Source organism: Ferrimonas balearica (assembly GCF_019802085.1).
Classification (GTDB): Bacteria; Pseudomonadota; Gammaproteobacteria; order Enterobacterales; family Shewanellaceae; genus Ferrimonas; species Ferrimonas balearica_B.
Genome location: NZ_JAHVHV010000001.1, coordinates 653,702 through 671,630 on the forward strand (window position 1 = coordinate 653,702; position 17,929 = coordinate 671,630).

Genomic DNA, 17,929 nt, shown 5'->3' on the forward strand with positions numbered 1-17,929 from the left:
CCCGGGCTCAGGTGCGCGAAGCGCTGGAGCGTACCGGAGTGAACCCGGCCCCCTGAGGGCGCTCCAGGTGCTGCTGCAGATGGGACAGGGCCTCGGCCAGGGCCCGGGCATCGGTGTCCGGCTTCGGGGCGTAGCGCAGGGCGTGGAAGCGCTCGACGTAGGCCTGCAGCGCCGGGGCCAAGTCCGGCCGCTGCTGACCGATGCGCCGGGCAAAATGCAGCGGCGCCTCACCGGGGTGGGGGGCCAGGTGATGGCGGCGCATCAGCCGTACCATGCGATCGTAACTGCGCAGTGGCGCCGGGCGCGGTCGCGGCCAGCGCCATAAGCCGGTGAGCCAGGCCTGAACCAGGGCCACCAGGGCCACGGCCGCCGCCAGGGCAACCCCAAGGTGCCAGAGGGTGACCCGGCCGAACCACTGCTGCCACAGGTCCGCCTGGCGTCGCTGGTCAAACCCCAGCACCCACTGGCTCCAGCGGTAATCCAGCTGGGTCATCCAACTTTGCAGGGCGCGCAGGGCCGTCACCTCGCGCCAGCGCATCAGGGGCGAGCGGGCGTCCGCCAGGAAGGCCGGCTCCGCCCCCAGGGCGGCCTCCGGGCCCTGTTCCACCCGCTCCGGGGCCACCGCGGCGGTGGGATCCACCCGCACCCAACCCAGCCCCTCAATGTGCACCTCCACCCAGGCGTGGGCGTTGAACTGGTAGACGGTGAGCAGGGTGCCATCGGGGCTGGGATCCCCCCCCTGGTAGCCGGCGACCATCCTTGCCGGGATCCCGGCGGCCCGGGCCAGGAACACCAGGGCGGAGGCGTAGTGGCCGCAAAACCCGGCCCGGGTGTCGAACAGGAAACTGTCGATCTGGTCGTGACCCAACGCTGGCGGGGAGAGGGTGTAGCGATAGGGGGCCTGGCGAAACTCCTGCAGCACCGCCGCGATGCGTTGCTGGGGCGCGTCGTAGGCCCGGGTCAGAGACCAGGCCCAGTCCCGGGCCCGGGGGTTGCCCTCGCTGGGCAGGGCCAGCAGGCGCAGCCGCTCGGCGCCATCGAGCGGGCCGGGCTCCGCCAGGGGCGCCGACCAGGTGAGGGCCAACTGCTGACGCGCGGCCGGGGGCAGGGCCCAGATCAGGCGCTGATCGGTCAGGGCGCCCACCCGGGGATCGGCGCTGTAGGAGCGATTGAGGGTGGGCAGCCAGGGCTGGTGGCTTGGCTCCACCAGCAGTTGGTAGGGCTGGCCCCCCGGCGTCGGCGGCGCCATGGGGCCGGTCTGGGGATCGCTGGCCCGCCACACCTGGCCGTCGAACTCGTCCATCACCACCGCCCGCCAGTAGAGGGACTCCGGCTCCGGCAAGGGCCCGTCGAAGGAGGCGCGAAAGGCCAGGGCGCCGGAGCGGCCCAGCTGGGCGATCTGCCCCAGGGCCAAGGAGTCGGTCAGTCCGGTGCGCGCCACCTGGCTGCCGTGCATCTGCCACAGGGGGCCGATGCGCGGCACCAGCAGGAAAAGCAGCAACGCCAGGGGCAGGCTCATCAGCACCATCTTGATGGCCAGGCTGGGCACCGCCAGCAGGGGGCCGGGCCGGTAGACCGACAGCAGCACCTGGGTGTTGAGCACCACCATCACCACCAGGTGCACCGCGGTGCCCGGGCCGTAGCGGTCCAGCATGTGCAGGGCAATGAGGAAGAAGCCGGTCAGCACCACCACGGTGAGATCCCCGTGGTGGCGGATCTCGATGGTCTTGAGGCCGTAGGCCAGCACCAGCAGGTTGATGAGCGCCGCCAGCACCCCCACCTGGCTGACCACCAGCCCCAGGGTGACCAGGGCACCGAGCCCCAGCAGGTTGACCAGCCAGCGGGGCGGGCGGGCCACCCGGCCGAAGAAGATCCCCAGGCGCCAAAGCAGGCAGAGGCCCAGGATCGCCAGAGTCCAGGGGGTGCAGTGGTTGGATAGGGGCAGCACGATGGCCACCTGGGCCAGCAGCAGCCAGCCCTGGGTGCGCCGGGAGACCGGTCGCCGGCCGGCGCTCATGGGGCCTCCGGGTAGCAGGCCAGGGCGTCCAGGCAGCGCTCCAGGTGGCTCTGGGCGTGGTCCGGGCCGTACTGGGTCTGGCCCAGCACCAGGCGGTAGGGCTGCTGGCGGTGGAACAGGTGACGGGCCTGGAAGGTGAGCTGGGAGAGGGCGGTTTCCAGCGGCAGGCTGGGATCCAGGGTCAGCGCGGAGGGCAGCCCCTGGGGGGTGACGAAAGCCTTGGCTTGCCACTCGCCGCCCCGGGCCGCCTGCTTCCAGGCCACCCGGGCCAGACTCTGACCTGGCTGCCAGCGGCTGAGGCCATGGAAGTCGTCCACCCCGGGCCGGTGCTGGTCGCTCTTCATGGCGGGATCCGGCGCCAGGGCCTGGCGGGGCTGGGTGCCGGGGGCGGGGGCCGGCCACACCAGGGCTTTCTGATCCAGATCCAGATTGGACCAGACCCGGCACAGGCCCAGGGGAAAGGCGCTGGAGACCACCAGCCGGCCGGGGCGCAGCCAACCGCGCCGTTCACTGGGAAACTGGACTTGGACGGTGCGGGCCAGGGGCTGGACCTTGCGCACGTAGCGGGCCGGGCCGCCGGGGAAGCGCAGCTCCAGGTGGTAGAGCACCCGGTCGGCGGTCAGGGTGAGATCGAAGGGCACCGCTTCGCCGGCGTGGCGGGAGTGGCCGGGGCCGGCGGCCAGGGTCAGCCCCGCCAGGTTGCGAAAGGCCAGCAGCAAGGTGGTGTTGAACAGGCTCACCAGCAAAAAGCACAGCGCCAGGATCAGGTTGTTCTGGTAGTTGGTGCCAAAGATGAACAGCACGGCGCAGAGCATCAGGTAACCCAGCCCCAGGGCGGTGGGGCGAATAAAAACGCTGCGGTGGGACAGGGTCTGACGCCGATTGGGGGGCAGGCGCCGACTCAGCCAGGCGCTCCACAGGCGGCGAAAGGGGTTGCGGCCCGGGCTCATCGGATCGGGTTGACCTGCTCGAGGATCGCCTGGGAGCGCATCGACCCGTCGGTAAACTGGCCGGCCCGCAGCCGGTGTTCGGCCACCGAGGGGAACACCGCCTGGATGTCATCGGGCACCAGGTACTGACGGCCCGCCATCAGGGCCCAGGCCCGGGCGGCAGCCAGCAGGGCACGGCTGGCCCGGGGGGAGAGCGGTGCGCACTCCAGCTCGGGGCGGCGGGAGTGGGCCACCAGATCCAGCAGGTAATCCAGCACCGCGTCGGAGGCGGAGACCTGCTGCACCTGCTGCTGGAGCTGAGTGAGCTCCTCGGGGGTCAGGCTGGCGCTCAGGCTGTCCAGCTGGTCCGCCCGGTGGTCCCCCTTCAGCAGCCGCCGCTCCGCCGCCTGACCGGGGTAGCCCAGGCTCAGGCGCATCATAAAGCGGTCCAGTTGGGATTCGGGCAGGGGGAAGGTGCCGGATTGCTCCATGGGGTTCTGGGTGGCCACCACGAAAAACGGCGCCGGCAGCGGGTGGGTGGTGCCGTCCAGGCTGATCTGCTGTTCCGCCATCGCTTCGAGCAGGGCGGACTGGGTCTTGGGGCTGGCCCGGTTGATCTCATCGGCCAGCAGCAACTGGCAGAAGATGGGGCCGGGGTGGAACTGGAACTGCTGGCGCTGGGCATCGAAGATGTTCACCCCCAACAGGTCCGCCGGCAGCATGTCGGCGGTGAACTGCACCCGGCGAAAACTGAGTCCCAGGGTGCGGGCCAGGGCGGCGGAGAGGGTGGTTTTGCCCATGCCGGGCAGATCTTCGATCAGCAGATGGCCGCCGGCCAGCAGGCAGGCCAGGGCCAGTCGGATCGGCGTCGGTTTGTCCAGCAGCACCTGCTCCAACTGGTCCAGCGCGGTGGTGAGCCCTTTGCTCATTCGCAAAAATCCCTAAGTTTTACAATGCGGTTTGTTCAACTATTGGCCAGAACCGGGCTCCTTGCCAGCGCTTTTGTCGCGGAAGCGGTCGATGAGATCCATGGGCACGGGGAAGATCAGGGTGTTGGTGCGATCGCTGGCCACCTCGGTCAGGGTCTGCAGATAGCGCAGCTGCAAAGAGTTGGGCTGGTTGGCCAGCACCGAGGCGGCTTCCGCCAGCTTCTGGGAGGCTTCCAGTTCGCCGGTGGCGTGGATCACCTTGGCCCGACGCATCCGCTCCGCCTCGGCCTGGCGGGCCATCGCCCGCACCATGGACTCGGAGATGTCCACGTGCTTGATCTCCACGTTGGCGATCTTGATGCCCCAGTTGTCGGTGTGCTGGTCTAGGATGCTCTGCAGATCGCGGTTCAGGGTCTCCCGCTCCGACAACAGCTCGTCCAGTTCGTGCTGCCCCAGCACCGAACGCAGGGTGGTCTGGGCCAGCTGGCTGGTGGCTTCCAGGTAGTTCTCCACGTTGTTGATCGCCATCTCCGGGTCCAGCACCCGGAAGTAGACCACGGCATTGACCCGCACCGAGACGTTGTCCCGGGTGATGAGATCCTGGGTAGGCACGTCCAGTACGATGGTGCGCAGGTCCACCCGCACCATCTGCTGAACGATGGGGATGATGATGATAAGGCCGGGGCCCTTGACCCGCTGAAAGCGGCCGAGGAGGAACACCACCGCCCGCTCGTACTCCCGCAGGATCCGGAACATGCTGACCAGCAGGGCCACCACCAGGATAAGAATGCTCAGTAGGGTGTATTGGGTGATCATGGGGTTTCCTTACGCTGAGTGACGGCCAGGGTCATCCCCTGGCGGCCGGTGACGGTGACACTCTGTCCGGGGGCCAGAGGCCCTTCGCTGGTGGCGTGCCAGATCTCGCCACCAAGGCGAACCCGGCCGGGGCCGGGAAAGCCGTCGACCACCTCGGCTTCGGCACCGGTGAGCTGCACATCGCCGGTGGTGGCGGGACGGCGGCGGATCTTAAGCACCAGGCTGAGCACCAGGGTGAACAGCCCCAGGGAGGTGAGGGAGACGGCCAGGATAAGGGGCAGGGCGATCTGGTAGCCGGGCAGGTCCGAGTCCATCAGCATGGTGGAGCCCAGGGCGAAGGCGATCACTCCGCCGATGCCGAACAGGCCAAAGCTGGGACTGAGCGCCTCGGTGATCATCAGGATGATCCCCAGCAGCATCAGCCCCAAACCGACGTAGTTCAGAGGCATCATCTGCAGGGCGTACATCGCCAGCAGCAGGCAGATCCCCCCCAGGACGCCGGGCAGACCCACCCCAGGATTGTAGAACTCCAGGATTAGACCGTAGATCCCCACTAGCATCAGGATGTAGGCGACGTTGGGGTTGGTGATCACCGCCAGGAACCGATGGCGCCAGTTGGGCTCCTGCACCACCACCTCACCGCCGCTGTCCAGGGTGTGGGGCCGGCTCTGCAGTTGCACCTCGCGCCCGGCGATCTCGGCCAGCAGCTGGTCCAGGTTATCCGCCATCAGATCGATGACGCCAATGGCCAGTGCCTCGCTGGCGGGCAGACTGGCGGCCTCGCTGACCGCTTGCTCGGCCCAATCGGCGTTGCGCCCATGCAGCTCCGCCAAGCTGCGGATGTAGGCGATGGCGTCGTTCAGGGCTTTTTTCTCCAGCGTGGTGCGGGCCACCACCTTGTCTTTGTCCGCCGGGTCTTCAGCGGGCTCGGGCTCGGCCTCCTCGGTGCCGGGCTCGGGCTGGGAGGGCATGCCGATGGCCACCGGCGAGGCGGCCCCCAGGTTGGTGCCCGGGGCCATGGCGGCCACGTGGCTGGCCAGCAGCAGGTAGGTGCCAGCGCTGGCGGCTCGGGCGCCGGAGGGGGAGACGTAGGTGGCCACCGGGATGGGGCTCTGGGTCACCGCCTGGATCATCTGGCGCATGGCGGTGTCCAGACCACCGGGGGTGTCCAGTTGGATCACCACCAGGGTGACCGGGGTCTCGGACTGCGCCGCCGCTTCGAGTTTGCTGACCAAAAAGTCCGCGGTCGCCGGGCCGATCACCCCTTTTAAGGGCACCACCCAGACCTGGCCCAGGGCCAGGGGGCAGAACAGCAACAGGCAAAGCAGCAGCGCGCGCATGGCGTCCTCCGGGTGAAGGTGCCTGTCCTAAGTGTAGGCAGATCAGCCAATTCTGGGGCGCTGCTGCTACGCAAGCATTGAGCCCCCGGTGGCCGGCGACTCGGGGCTTCTCCCATCGCCTCTGTTTTGGCCTCCTAACCGATGAGTTTGCGGCATCTGGATAATGCCTGAGACAGCCCCATCCGCCCTTTTCAGCTTCCGGTCTGGGTCGCCTTGATTGAGAACACCTTGGCGTAGAACTCGATGATCAGCAGCGACAGGCACAGCACCACCAACAGGTTCAGTGGGCTGAGGATGTTGTAGTTCGGCACCCGCTCCACCGCGCTGGAGGGCACGTTCACCAGCACATTGCCCGCCAAGGCCTTAAGCGCCCCCACCTTAAGCAAATCGCACAGGCCAAACAGGAACACCGCGTTGACGAAGTAGAGTGCCAAGATCTGCCAGGCCTCAGACATCGCCGGCATGATAAAGACATACTGCAGTATCAGCAGTGCCGCGATGCCCACGTAGATCAGCATGATGTACTTCACCGCCTTACCGGGGATCGCCATCACGTTGGCCGCGAAGATCCCGGCAAAGGTCGGAAACAGCACCCCCATGGGCACCGGCATGTAAATCCACAACACAAAGGTGGTCAGCATCACGCAGGCGGCAATGTTGGCAAAGTAGAACCGCTTCTCCTTCGGCAACAGCATCGCCGGCAAGGTAGCTAGCTTGGCGTCTGTTGATCGAGTGATGTCCGATTCTCCCCGGCTTTGGACAAAGCGGGCCAACTCCTCCAACAGCTCATCCAGCACGCCCAGGTGAAAGGGGTTACCCCGAGTGCCATCTCGGCTGGCTTCCTGACTGGCAATCTTGATGGCGTCATCGATGAGCAGCGTCAATGAGTGCAGCTTTTTTTGGTGTTGGAACAGGTACTCATTGGGCTCGACCGGCAGTGACAGTAGCTCCTTGAGACTCTCCGCGCTCTTTTTCACGCGGCTCAGCAGCTTGGCTATCTCATCGCTGTCTTGTTCACCGTTTTTCAGCAAGGCCGACAAGGATTGCAGATCATTGAGCTCAGACTGAAGCCTGGAAAAATAGGCCTCGTCGGTCAGACTCGGCCACACCAGTCGATACACCACGGAAAACACCACCACACCCAGAATGGTTTCCTGCATCCTGGTGATGGCGGTGGAGATCACCGACACACTGTCTGCCGAGATGGCGCTGCCAATAATGACGCACACGGTAATGGCGAGATTAAAGGTGTACGCCCATCGGCGGTGGGACTGGTAATAGACACAGACCCACATAAAGGCCGTCATCGATGCGATAAACAGCGCCCTTTGCTGGACAAAGAGCCCAATCATCAAAAAGGCCACGGCGGTGCCAATCACGGTGCCAAGGAGACGGTCATGTCCCTTCTTTACCGAGTAGCCGTAGGTGTCCAACACGGCCAGGACGGTGACGGTCAGCATCGACCAGGAGGTCTTTGACCAGCCCAGCCACATGGAGAGCATCATGGTGATGACCAGGGCCAGGCCGTACTTCACCGCCCCCTTCATGGAGTGATTCAACATGATTCATTCCACCGTCATCAGTCCGCCAGGATCTGCACCGAGGCCGTGGTGCCGACGCGCAGCTGCAGGTTCTCGGGGGCGCTATCCAGTTTGATCTTCACCGGCAGACGCTGGGCCAGGCGGATCCACTGGAAGTTCGGGTTCACGTTGGGCAGCAGGGCATTGCCGGTGCTGCCGTCGGTTTTGGAGATACCAAAGCCAATACTCTCAATGGTGCCGTCGAAGGATTGAGTGCTGTTGGAAAGCAGGGTGACGCGCGCTCGCTGGCTGAGCTCCACGCCATCCAGATCGGTTTCTTTAAAGAAGCCTTCCACCCAGAAGCTGTGCTCGTCGATCAGGGCGACCACCGGTGAGTTGGCGACCACCTGCGACCCCACCCGATGGTTGAGGTTGGTGATAAAGCCATCCACCGGGGCCGTGACGTCGGTGTATTGCAGCAGCAGCTCGGCTTCATGGGTTTTGGCCCTGGCGGCCTCCAGGTTGGCCTTTGCGGTTTCCACCGCAATCGCGTAGTTATCCAACGTCAGCACCGGAACCGAACCCGGTACGCGCTTCTCCAACTGTACCGCTCGGCTTTGCTCGCTCCTGGCTTTTTTCACCAGGGCTTCAAATTGCAGCTGTGCCGCTTTGGCGCTGGCCAGCTCCGCCTTGTACTGGCTGTCATCCACCTTAAAGAGGATGTCGCCCGCTTCAACGTGCTGGTTGTCTCGAATGTTGAGCTGGACAATTTGCCCCGTTACGCGAGGGGTCACCTCAACGATATGAGCACGCACCTGGCCATCCCGTGTCCAGGGGTTGTTCACGCTGTGGCTGTAATAGGAATAGGACCCGCCTGCGGCTGCCAGCACCAGAACGGCGGAAGTCATGTATTTGCGAAACATAAAAGGCCTCATACAAAGGGAATAAATAAGCCAATGATCAAGGTGACGAGCACAAACAAGCTCATATCCGCAACCTCTGGATAAGCCACGTATTTGTAGCCATCGAGCTTCGCAATCAGTGCAGTCATTAGGTGAGTGGCGATGTACGCAAGCGCAATCACCAACAGGAAAGGCGGAATGTATATTTCCCCAATGGTTATTTCATACGGCATAGCGAATCCTCATCAAAGTTGCGGCCATTTAACCCGAGTTTGAAAAATGCACACACTCATGATGTGAGGACCCGGTCATTCAAACGCGGGTATACCTGTCTGGCACCCTGCTGGCCGATCCCGCCAAGCAGCGGTGTTCATCGAGGCAGGCATCAAGCCACAAAGAAGGGGCCCACCGGCCCCTTTTCGCATTGCGTCGAACATCTTTGATTGGGTTAACACGATGGGTCATCAGGCGAATGTCTTGGCCACTGGCGGCTGGGTGACCGGGTGGGTGACCACCCCCTTCCTGATGCGCTCAGCAGTGCGGGAACCCGGGGCACCAGTGCGGCGAAGATCGTTGAAACTGGTGTGCAGCGCTCGGCGTCAGTTTGCGATGCGAGGTGTTCAACCAACGTTAAGCTGCAATTACGCATCATTTTGTTCGTTTTGATGGCGGCCGGCACTGCACGGCAGCGACTCTGTCCAGACTGACTTAAGAGCCACACCATGAACACCACCCTGACCGTCCTGGCCCTTGCGAGTGCCGCCTTGCCGGCTTTGGCCGCGGATCTGAACTGCCCCAAGGTGGGGGATGCCGCCCGCAGCATCATGGAGCATCGACAGCAGGGCACCCCCCTGTCCGAGATGATGACCCGCGCCCGGGGGGACGAGCTGGTGGAGATCCTCACCCTGGGGGCGTATGAGTTGCCTCGCTCGACCATTCTCAGCGTGCAGGAGACCTACGTGGCGTATTTTCAGAACGAGATGTTGCTGGAGTGCTATCGGTTTATCCGCCAATAGTGCGCTTCGGCAATTGGGAGCGGGCCGAGCGGCCTCGGGGTATCCTCCCCGTTTCAACCAAACCGCTAGCGGTTCCACCCACCATGCTCCGGGTGGCCATTCCCGGCGAGTAAATGGCCAGGGCTTCAACGTACTACCTAGGGGAGAGCCAGCGCCCCACCCGAAACGCTGGCACCCTCACTGATTCGGACTCCCCATGCCCCCATATTGCCCCCTCTGTTCGATGCGCTGGCCAGGTCAGTGCCGCCCTTTCGCCGGGTTTGCGCCCTGATGCTGCTGGTCTGGATCCTTCTGCCGCTGATGGCGCTGCTGGGTGGGCTCTGGCTGCGGGGTTGGCGCCGGCGGCGCGGGCTTAAAGCGGGCCGCCTGGCCTACTGCCCCTTTTGCGGAGATTTGGTGAAGGTGACGGCGTCCTATTGTCCCTTTTGCGGCTGCCTGGTGCAGCGGGGAAAACCCGGCGCCCCCTTTCCCACCCCGTTGCCGTTGCAGGAGCACGAACTGCCGGGTGGTGTGCGCGCTCCCCTGTCCGACGAAGCTCGGCGTCTGGCGGAGGCCCGGCTGCGGGTCGAGGAGGAGCGCACCGCCTGGCGCTGGGGGGCGGGGGGCCTGTTGGGTGGGGCGATCTCCGCGCTGCTGTTATTAACCTCCGCCGGATAGGCGCCCTCAGTAGCTGTGGGCGCGCTCGGCGTCGGTCATCAGAGGCAGCTCGCGACCGGCGAGTTTGGCGTAGATCAGCTGGTAGCTCAGGATCGCCTCGATGTATTCCCGGGTCTCGCGGAACGGCACGGTGGCGACAAAGCGGGCGGCGTCCAGGGTGCCCTCGCTGCGACCCAGCCATTGGGTGACCCGGTGGGGCCCGGCGTTGTAAGCCGCGGAGGCCAGCAGCCGGTTGTTGTCGTAGCGCTCCATCAGACCCTGGTAGTAGGCGCTGCCCAGCTGGATGTTGCGCATCGGCTGGTAGAGATCCGAGGTGCCGTTGTAGGGGGCGCCGATGATCTTGGCGGTGCGCTTGGCGGTGCTGGGCAGCAACTGCATCAGGCCATAAGCGTCCGCGTGGCTGCGCGCCCGGGGGTAGAGGGCGCTCTCCCGCCGGGCCACCGCCTGCAATAGGGCCATGTCCAGTTCCCGCAGCTCGGCAAAGCGCTGGAACTCCTCGCCGTGGGCGGTGGGGAAACGCCAGGGCAGGGCGTTCCACATCTTGGCGATGATGGTGCCGTCCACCGTCAGGTAGTGCCACCCACGCTCAAACGCGATGGCGGTCAGCGCCGCCTGCTGGGGCGCGGACAGCCTCACCATCTGCCAGCGCCACTCCTCCCGGGCCTCCGAGTCCCGGCCCAGGGCCATCAGTTCCCGTATGCGGCCATAGCCCGGCAGAGCCTGCACCTCCGCCAGGCTCTGCAGGCTTACTGTAGGCAGCTTGCTGTTCATGGCGTAGGGCAGGGCCAGCTGCTGGGCCGCCTGGAAGCCGTAGAAGTTGCGCTGGTCCGCCAGGGCGTGCCACTGGGCAATGCCGGCGTCCCGCTCGCCAGTCTGTTTCAGGGCGTAGCCGCGCCAGTAGCGCCATTCACTGTTGTTGGCGGAGGGCTCGGACAGGCGGTCAAGCCAGGTCAGCAGATCCGGCCAATCCCCTTCGAAGATCGCCTTGCGGGCGCGGATGATGATGAGATTGTCCGAGGCGGTGTCCGCCAGCTCCGGGTCCAGCTCGGCCCGCCACTCCCCCTGTTGAATGAGCGCCCGATAGAGCAGGGCGTGGCGCACCTCGGTTTCGTGATCGCCCAGTTTGCCCTGCCAGGCCGGGTAACGGTTCCAGGCTTGACCGGCGTTCTTGCGAGCCAGGCGCTTGAGGGTGACGGCGGCGATGGCCTGGCCGGTGTCCGACATGCGGCTGAGCGGCGGCTTGTAGCGCAGTTCGTGGGGGTGGCGGTAGAGGCGCAACAGCAGGTCTCCCTGGGGGCGATAGGCCTTGGTCAGCTTGCTGTTGAGGTAGCGCAGCAGGGAGGACTGGCTCGCCTCGAAGGCCAGCAGCATCCGTTGCCACACCATGGGATCGCCCCGCTGGCCCGCCTTGGTCCAGGCGGCGAACAGAGGATCGCAGGCTTTGTGGCGGCTCTTGCCGTGCAGCCAAAGGGTCTTGGCCCCGGCCCAGGCGGTGGCTTTGTCCCCCTGGGCCAGCTTGGCCCGGTAGAAGTAGCAGCGCAGCGCTTCGTCCCGGGGGGACTCCGGGCTGATGGTCAAAAAGGCGTCCCAGTCGCCGCGGCTGCCCCGGGAGAGCAGGTAGCGGTGCTTGAAGGGGTGGTAGAGGGGGGTGGTGGCCAGGCTTTGCAGGATCTCCACCGTCTGCTGGGGGGAGAGTTCACCCAGTTGGCGCAGCCGGTAGTGGTAATCCAGGTAGGGCACCAGGGGGTAATCGTCCAGCTGGCGACGCAGGGGGTAGTAGGCGCTGGTGCGCCCCTGGGCCAAGGCTTCCCGGGCCTGCTTGTACAGGGCGCGCTGATCCTCCAGCGCCTGCGCCGGAGTGACCGCGAGCCAACACAACAAAAAGAGCCCCAACAGGCTCTTCCACTTCACACTTCCCCAAGCCATGACCGGACACTCCTTGCCTCGATAGGGCTAGCTTAGTTTCCGATACGGCGGATAGACAACTCGGATCAGGGGGCTTTTTCAGTCAGTTCCACCGATTCGCTCAGCGCCTGGTCCAGCAGGCCGGGATCGGCCTTTTTGCCGGTCTCCGCCCCCAGCTGTTTGAGCTGCTCCCCTTGGCGCAGCAGGTTGCCGCGGCCCTTGGAGAACTTGTTCAGGGCCTGCTGGTAGCTGCCCTGGGCGGTGTCCAGGGCCCGGCCCAGTTTCAGCAGGTCCTCGGAGAAGCCCACCAGCTTGTCGTACAGCTTGCCGGCGGACTGGGCGATGGCCTGGGCGTTCTGACTCTGATGCTCGTAGCGCCACAGGTTCTGGATGGTGCGCAGGGCCACCAGCAGGCTGTTGGGACTCACCAGCATGATGTTGCGCTCCAGCGCTTCGTTGATGAGACTGGGATCCCGCTCGATGGCGCTGACAAAGGCCGGCTCCACCGGGATGAACATCAGCACGTAGTCCAGGCTGCGCAGCCCCTTGAGCTTGTGGTAATCCTTCTGCCCCAGCCCCTTGATGTGGGCGCGGATGGAGGCCAGATGCTCCGCCAGGGCCTGCTCGCGCACCCCGTCGTCCTCACTGCTGTAGTAGCGCTCGTAGGCCAGCAGCGACATCTTGGCGTCGATGATCACATCCTTGCCGTCCGGCAGGTGCACCACCACGTCCGGCTGGTAGCGTTTGCCGTCCGCCTGCTGGTAACTGGCCTGGGTGTCGTACTCGTGCCCCTCCCGCAGCCCGCTCTGGGCCAGCAGCCGACTGAGCACCACCTCGCCCCAGGTGCCCTGGGCCTTGTTGTCCCCCTTGAGCGCCCGGGTCAGGTTGAGGGCGTCTTCGCTCATCCGCTGGTTGAGGGCCTTGAGATCCAGCAATTGGCGCTCCAGGGCGTGGCGCTGCTTGACCTCCTCGGTGTGGCTGCTCTGTACCTGCAGGCGAAACTGGTCCAGCTGCTGGCGGATGGGGGTCAGCACCGCGTCCAGGCTCTGCTGGCTCTGCTGGCGAAACTGCTGCTGTTTCTGCTCGAAGATGCGGTTGGCCAGGTTTTCAAACTGGGCGTTGAGCCGGGCCTCGCTCTCCTGCTGGCTGGCCAGCTGCTCCCGCAGGGCCTGCTCGGTACTGCGGCTCTGGCCGAAGGCGGCGTGCAGGCGATTGAGCTCCTGCTCCTTGGCGCTGAGGCGGCCCTGAAGCTCCTCCAGTTGGCGGTCGCGCTCCGCTTGCTGGGCGTGGGACAGGCTCAGGCGTTGGGACTGGCGCACCAGGAAGATGACGGCCAGCAGCAACGGCAGGCCGAGACCCAGGGCGATCCAAAGGGGCAATGTCATGGCAAAACTCATTAAATATGGGACGCTTACAGCTTGTCACCCGCGACCCCGGCGGGCAAGGGGGACGGGGGTAACTGACCAGAGGCTGTGCAGCCTTGTTGCTGGCAGCGGGCCTGCAAAAGCGGTCGCCGGGGCGATCGGCATGGCACGGGTTCACGTACTAGTTCGTATCGAACCTCGCACGTGGGTGAAATGCCGGCGCCCTTGTGCGGGTCTACCCCTCCAGCGCTCGAAGATGAAGGAAGCCCCATGAAAACGAACAAGGTAGCGCCGTCGTGGCAAGGTTTGACGGACAAGGACGTGACGCCGGAGCCGGTGTTCCAGGACCGTCGGCGGATCCTCAAGCAGCTGGGCTTTGTCGGAGCCGGCACCCTGCTCAGCTCCTCCGCCAACGCCGGGGCCCTGGATTTTCTGTTCGGCGACCGGGAGAAGGCGGTGTTCGAGCGTCATGCCCTGGCCCACGCCAAGAACCGCAGTTTTGACCATGTGCTGGACGGCCCCCTGACTCCGGAAGAGAAAATCTTAAGCCACAACAACTTCTACGAGTTCGGCACCGCCAAGACGGATCCGGCAGAGCGGGCCCAGGCGTTTAAGGTGCAGCCCTGGCAGCTGGTGATCGAGGGGGAGGTGGCCAAGCCGATGACCCTGGATTACGACGACCTGTTCGAGCTGGCTCCCCTGGAGGAGCGGATCTACCGCCTGCGCTGCGTCGAGGCCTGGTCCATGGTGATCCCCTGGTTGGGCTTCCCCCTGTCGGCGCTGCTCAAGCGGGCCGAGCCCACCAGCCGGGCCAAGTACGTGGCTTTCGAAACCCTTTACGACCCGGAGCAGATGCCGGGACAGAGCAACCGCTTTATGGGCGGCGGCATCGATTACCCCTACGTGGAGGGGCTGCGCATCGACGAGGCGATGAACGAGCTTACCCTGCTCAGCGTGGGCCTCTACGGCAAAACCCTGCCGCCGCAAAACGGGGCCCCCATCCGGTTGGTGGTGCCCTGGAAATACGGCTTTAAGAGCATCAAGTCCATTGTGAGAATACGCCTGACGGAACGCCAGCCCCCCACCACCTGGAACCTGCTGGCGGCCAACGAGTACGGCTTCTACGCCAACGTCAATCCGGCGGTGGACCACCCCCGCTGGTCCCAGGCCAGCGAGCGGCGCATCGGTGCCGGCGGTCTGCTCTCCGCCAAGCGGATCCCCACTGAGCCGTTCAATGGCTACGGCGAGTACGTGGCCAGCCTCTACCAGGGCATGAACCTGAGCAGGTACTACTGATGGGCAAACGTTCGCTGCTGGCGCTTAAGACCGCCCTGCACCTGGCCTGCGGCCTGCCGCTGGTGTACCTCTACCTGGCGGTCAACTCCGGGGCCGCCGGCGGCGATCCGGTGCAGTACCTGATCCACTTCCTCGGCATGGGGATCCTCCACACCCTGGCGGCCACATTGCTGGTCTCCCCCCTGGCCCGCTGGCGCCGCTGGCCGGCGCTGATGCGGGTGCGTCGGCTGCTGGGGCTCTGGTGCTTCACCTACGCGGCGCTGCACCTGGGGGCGTTCTTGGTGTTTGACCTGCTGATGGACTGGTCGCTGCTGGCCGGGGAGATCCTCAAACGCCCCTACATCACCGTGGGCATGGTGGCCTTTGTCATCCTGCTGGCCCTGGCCGTCACCTCGCCCAAGGCGATGCAGCGCAAGCTGGGTCGGCGCTGGCAGTCGCTGCACCGCTGGGTCTACCTGGTGGCCATCCTGGGCCCGGTGCACTTCTGGTGGTCGGTCAAGTCCGGCAACTGGGAGCCGGCGCTTTATCTGGCGGGCTTTTTGCTGCTGCTGGCGATGCGCCGTCCCAAGCTGTCCTGGCCCCGAATCGGGTTTCGCCGTCTCGGGGCTGACAGCAAGGGATAAAAAATGGTTAACTTTCCGTGACCTTTAACGTTGTCGGAAAGAAAAAACAATGAAAAGAATTGCCGTCGCCGGCCTGGTTGCCCTGGGTCTGTCCGCCTGCCAGTCCGCCCAACCCGTGGCCGTTGAGCCGCCCCCCTGCCTGGCCCAGTGCCAGGCGGAGCAGTTCCAACAGCTCTCCCAGCAGATGATCGACGATCTCTGGCGTCTCTCCCCCACCTGGGCCCTTTACAGTGGGGTCTACGATTATGCCGACCAGCTGGTGATCCCCGATGCCGAGGCCCGTCAGCGCCAGCTGGCCTTTGTCGCCAAGTGGCGACAGGCCCTCGCCGCCTACGACAGCAAGCCCCTGACCGGCAACGCCCGCACCGATAAGGCGCTGCTGGAGAACCTGCTGGACTCCATGGAGTGGGAGGTGACCCGCTTCAAGGCCTGGCAGTGGAACCCGGCCCAGTACAACGTCGCCGGCCCCTTCGCCCGGCTGATGAACGAGGAGTACGCCGAACTGGACACCCGCCTCAAGGCGGTGTTGGGGCGGATGGCCAACGTCGGCCGCTACTACGCGGCGGCCCGGGACAACATCGACAATCCCACCTTGGAGCACACCCAGCTGGCGATCCTGCAAAACCAGGGCGGCCTGTCGGTGTTTAACGAGACCATGCTGGAGAAGGCCCGTGCCTCCGGCCTCAGTGACGCAGAGAAGGCGCTGTTTGAGAAGCGCTACCTGGAGACCCGTCAGGCGATCTTGAGCTTCGTCGGCCACCTGGAGCAGCTGGAGCGTCAGCTCAAGGCCGAAGGGGCCCGCTCCTTCCGCATCGGTGAGACCCTGTACGAGGAGAAGTTTGCCCTGGACATCCAGTCCGGCATGACCGCCAAGCAGCTGTACGAGAAGGCGCTGGCGGACCGGGCCCAGGCGCAGAAGCAGATGCTCTCCATCACCGAACAGCTCTGGCCCAAGTACTTCGCCGGCCAGCCGATGCCCAGCGACAACCAGCAGGCGGTGCGCCAGCTGATCGACCACCTCTCCGCCCGCCACGTGAAGCGGGAGGACTTTGTCGCCGAGGTCAAAGCGCAGATCCCCGAGCTGGAGGCCTTTGTCCGTCAGCAGGATCTCATCACCCTGGATCCCAACAAGCCCCTGGTGGTGCGGGAAACGCCCCCCTACATGCGCGGCTTCGCCGGGGCCTCCATCTCCGCCCCGGGCCCCTTCGACAAGGAAGCCAACACCTACTACAACGTCACGCCCCTGGACGGCATGACCGATGAGCAGGCGGAAAGCTACCTGCGGGAGTACAACCACTGGATCCTGCAGATCCTCAACATCCATGAAGCGATCCCCGGTCACTACACCCAGTTGGTCTACTCCAACGAGTCCCCCTCCCTGGTCAAAGCCCTGTTTGGCAACGGCGCCATGGTTGAGGGTTGGGCGGTGTACGCCGAGCGGATGATGCTGGAGGAGGGCTACGGCGACTTCGAGATGGAGCTGTGGCTGATGTACTGGAAGTGGAACCTGCGGGTGATCACCAACACCATCATCGACTACGAGATCCAGGTGCTGGGGGCCGACGAGGCCACCGTGATGGATCACCTGGTCAATGGCGCCTTCCAGCAGCAGGAGGAGGCGGCCCAGAAGTGGCGTCGAGCCACCCTGAGCCAGGTCCAGCTGACCTCCTACTACGCCGGTTTTCGGGAGATCTACGACTTCCGCGAGGACTACAAGCAGGTCAAGGGGGGCGAGTTTGATCTCAAGGCTTTCCACGAGCGCTTCCTCTCCTACGGCAGCGCCCCGGTCAAGTACGTCCGGGCCCTGATGCTGGAAACCGCCCAGTAAGGAGCGCACCATGGCCAAGGCGACCCTGACCCTGCTGCTGATGCAGATCCGTGACAACCCCAAGACCCGGGACGAGGAGTGGCGCAGCTTCACTCAGTTCTGCGGCCTGGACCCGGCACAGATCCGCATCCTCAACCTGTTCGACACCCCCAGCTTCGGGCCAGAGGTGCTCGAGGGGGTGGACGGGTTGCTGGTGGGGGGCTCCTCCGAGGCCAGCGTGTTGGAGCCGGAGCGTTACCCCTTCGTCGAGCCGGCCATGGCGCTGCTGCGCCACTGCATCGCCATCAAACTGCCGGTGTTTTGCTCCTGCTTTGGCCATCAGCTGGCGGTGCGGGCCCTGGGGGGCGAGGTGATCCGGGACGAGCGGGACTTTGAGATGGGCACGGTGCCCATCTCCCTGGCCCCGGCTGCGGCCAGGGATCCCCTCTACCACGACATGCCCGACGGCTTTATGGCGGTGTCGGTGCACCGGGAGCGGGCGACCCAGGTCCCCAAGGGGTGTACCCTGCTGGCGTATACCGAGCCCTGCACCCACAGCTTCAAGGTGGACGACGCCCCGTTCTGGACCACCCAGTTTCACCCGGAGGTGAACCGGGCGGTGCTGATCGAGCGCCTGACCCAGTTTGCCCACCACTACACCGACGGTGAGGCGCACCTGCGCGAGGTGCTGGCCGCGGCCCAGGAGACGCCGCTCTCCAACGATCTGCTGCGCCGCTTTGTCGATCGTGTGCTGCTGGTGTCGGACTCAACTTGACCCGCCCCTTGGCCGCCTTGGGAAGGTAACCAA

General features: G+C 65.2%; 16 protein-coding genes. 6 read left to right on the forward strand and 10 right to left on the reverse strand.

Annotated elements, in window-relative coordinates; all coding sequences use genetic code 11:
• Nucleotides 1–7: 7 nt before the first annotated feature.
• The 8 genes from KUV81_RS03010 to KUV81_RS03045 all read right to left on the reverse strand — a co-directional run bounded on the left by KUV81_RS03010 (nt 8) and on the right by KUV81_RS03045 (nt 8,686).
• On the reverse strand, nt 8–2,017 hold the full coding sequence (locus KUV81_RS03010; protein WP_222542361.1) for a DUF3488 and DUF4129 domain-containing transglutaminase family protein: 2,010 nt from the start codon (nt 2,015–2,017) through the stop codon (nt 8–10).
• Nucleotides 2,014–2,967: a DUF58 domain-containing protein gene (locus tag KUV81_RS03015; protein ID WP_222542362.1), complete on the reverse strand. Its 954-nt coding sequence runs from the start codon at nt 2,965–2,967 to the stop codon at nt 2,014–2,016. The genes KUV81_RS03010 and KUV81_RS03015 overlap by 4 nt, the downstream gene beginning before the upstream one ends.
• Nucleotides 2,964–3,875: an AAA family ATPase gene (locus KUV81_RS03020; RefSeq protein WP_222542363.1), complete on the reverse strand. Its 912-nt coding sequence runs from the start codon at nt 3,873–3,875 to the stop codon at nt 2,964–2,966. Before KUV81_RS03020 ends, KUV81_RS03015 begins: the two co-directional genes overlap by 4 nt.
• 39 nt (nt 3,876–3,914) lie before the next feature.
• Nucleotides 3,915–4,691, reverse strand: a complete 777-nt coding sequence (locus KUV81_RS03025) for a slipin family protein (protein ID WP_222542364.1) — start codon at nt 4,689–4,691, stop codon at nt 3,915–3,917.
• Nucleotides 4,688–6,031: an NfeD family protein gene (locus KUV81_RS03030; protein WP_222542365.1), complete on the reverse strand. Its 1,344-nt coding sequence runs from the start codon at nt 6,029–6,031 to the stop codon at nt 4,688–4,690. The genes KUV81_RS03025 and KUV81_RS03030 overlap by 4 nt, the downstream gene beginning before the upstream one ends.
• 191 nt (nt 6,032–6,222) lie before the next feature.
• Nucleotides 6,223–7,593 (reverse strand): FUSC family protein, encoded by a 1,371-nt coding sequence (locus tag KUV81_RS03035; RefSeq protein ID WP_222542366.1) that lies wholly within the window; start codon nt 7,591–7,593, stop codon nt 6,223–6,225.
• A gap of 17 nt (nt 7,594–7,610) precedes the next feature.
• Entirely contained in the window at nt 7,611–8,474 is an 864-nt protein-coding gene (locus KUV81_RS03040) for an HlyD family secretion protein (RefSeq protein WP_222542367.1), read from the reverse strand.
• A gap of 8 nt (nt 8,475–8,482) precedes the next feature.
• On the reverse strand, nt 8,483–8,686 hold the full coding sequence (locus KUV81_RS03045) for a DUF1656 domain-containing protein (protein ID WP_222542368.1): 204 nt from the start codon (nt 8,684–8,686) through the stop codon (nt 8,483–8,485).
• A gap of 489 nt (nt 8,687–9,175) precedes the next feature.
• On the opposite strand from KUV81_RS03045, the gene KUV81_RS03050 reads away from it, so the two are divergent.
• Nucleotides 9,176–9,469 (forward strand): hypothetical protein, encoded by a 294-nt coding sequence (locus KUV81_RS03050; protein WP_222542369.1) that lies wholly within the window; start codon nt 9,176–9,178, stop codon nt 9,467–9,469.
• Between the two features lie 270 nt (nt 9,470–9,739).
• Nucleotides 9,740–10,126 (forward strand): hypothetical protein, encoded by a 387-nt coding sequence (locus KUV81_RS03055; protein WP_222542370.1) that lies wholly within the window; start codon nt 9,740–9,742, stop codon nt 10,124–10,126.
• A 6-nt stretch (nt 10,127–10,132) separates the two neighbouring features.
• Here KUV81_RS03055 and KUV81_RS03060 read toward each other — a convergent pair whose 3' ends face one another.
• Nucleotides 10,133–12,052 (reverse strand): transglycosylase SLT domain-containing protein, encoded by a 1,920-nt coding sequence (locus KUV81_RS03060; RefSeq protein ID WP_222542371.1) that lies wholly within the window; start codon nt 12,050–12,052, stop codon nt 10,133–10,135.
• A 65-nt stretch (nt 12,053–12,117) separates the two neighbouring features.
• Nucleotides 12,118–13,416: a DNA recombination protein RmuC gene (rmuC, locus tag KUV81_RS03065; RefSeq protein WP_261389180.1), complete on the reverse strand. Its 1,299-nt coding sequence runs from the start codon at nt 13,414–13,416 to the stop codon at nt 12,118–12,120.
• Between the two features lie 249 nt (nt 13,417–13,665).
• Between rmuC and msrP the strand changes: the two genes are divergently transcribed.
• From msrP to KUV81_RS03085, 4 genes are read left to right on the forward strand one after another with little or no spacing between them, the layout of a single operon-like run.
• On the forward strand, nt 13,666–14,691 hold the full coding sequence (msrP, locus tag KUV81_RS03070; protein ID WP_222542373.1) for a protein-methionine-sulfoxide reductase catalytic subunit MsrP: 1,026 nt from the start codon (nt 13,666–13,668) through the stop codon (nt 14,689–14,691).
• The gene (gene msrQ, locus KUV81_RS03075; RefSeq protein WP_222542374.1) at nt 14,691–15,314 is read left to right on the forward strand and encodes a protein-methionine-sulfoxide reductase heme-binding subunit MsrQ; all 624 of its coding nucleotides are present in this window, start codon (nt 14,691–14,693) and stop codon (nt 15,312–15,314) included. Before msrP ends, msrQ begins: the two co-directional genes overlap by 1 nt.
• A 49-nt stretch (nt 15,315–15,363) precedes the next feature.
• Nucleotides 15,364–17,142 (forward strand): DUF885 domain-containing protein, encoded by a 1,779-nt coding sequence (locus KUV81_RS03080; RefSeq protein ID WP_222542375.1) that lies wholly within the window; start codon nt 15,364–15,366, stop codon nt 17,140–17,142.
• A gap of 10 nt (nt 17,143–17,152) precedes the next feature.
• On the forward strand, nt 17,153–17,896 hold the full coding sequence (locus KUV81_RS03085; protein WP_222542376.1) for a type 1 glutamine amidotransferase: 744 nt from the start codon (nt 17,153–17,155) through the stop codon (nt 17,894–17,896).
• The last annotated feature ends 33 nt before the right edge of the window (nt 17,897–17,929 follow it).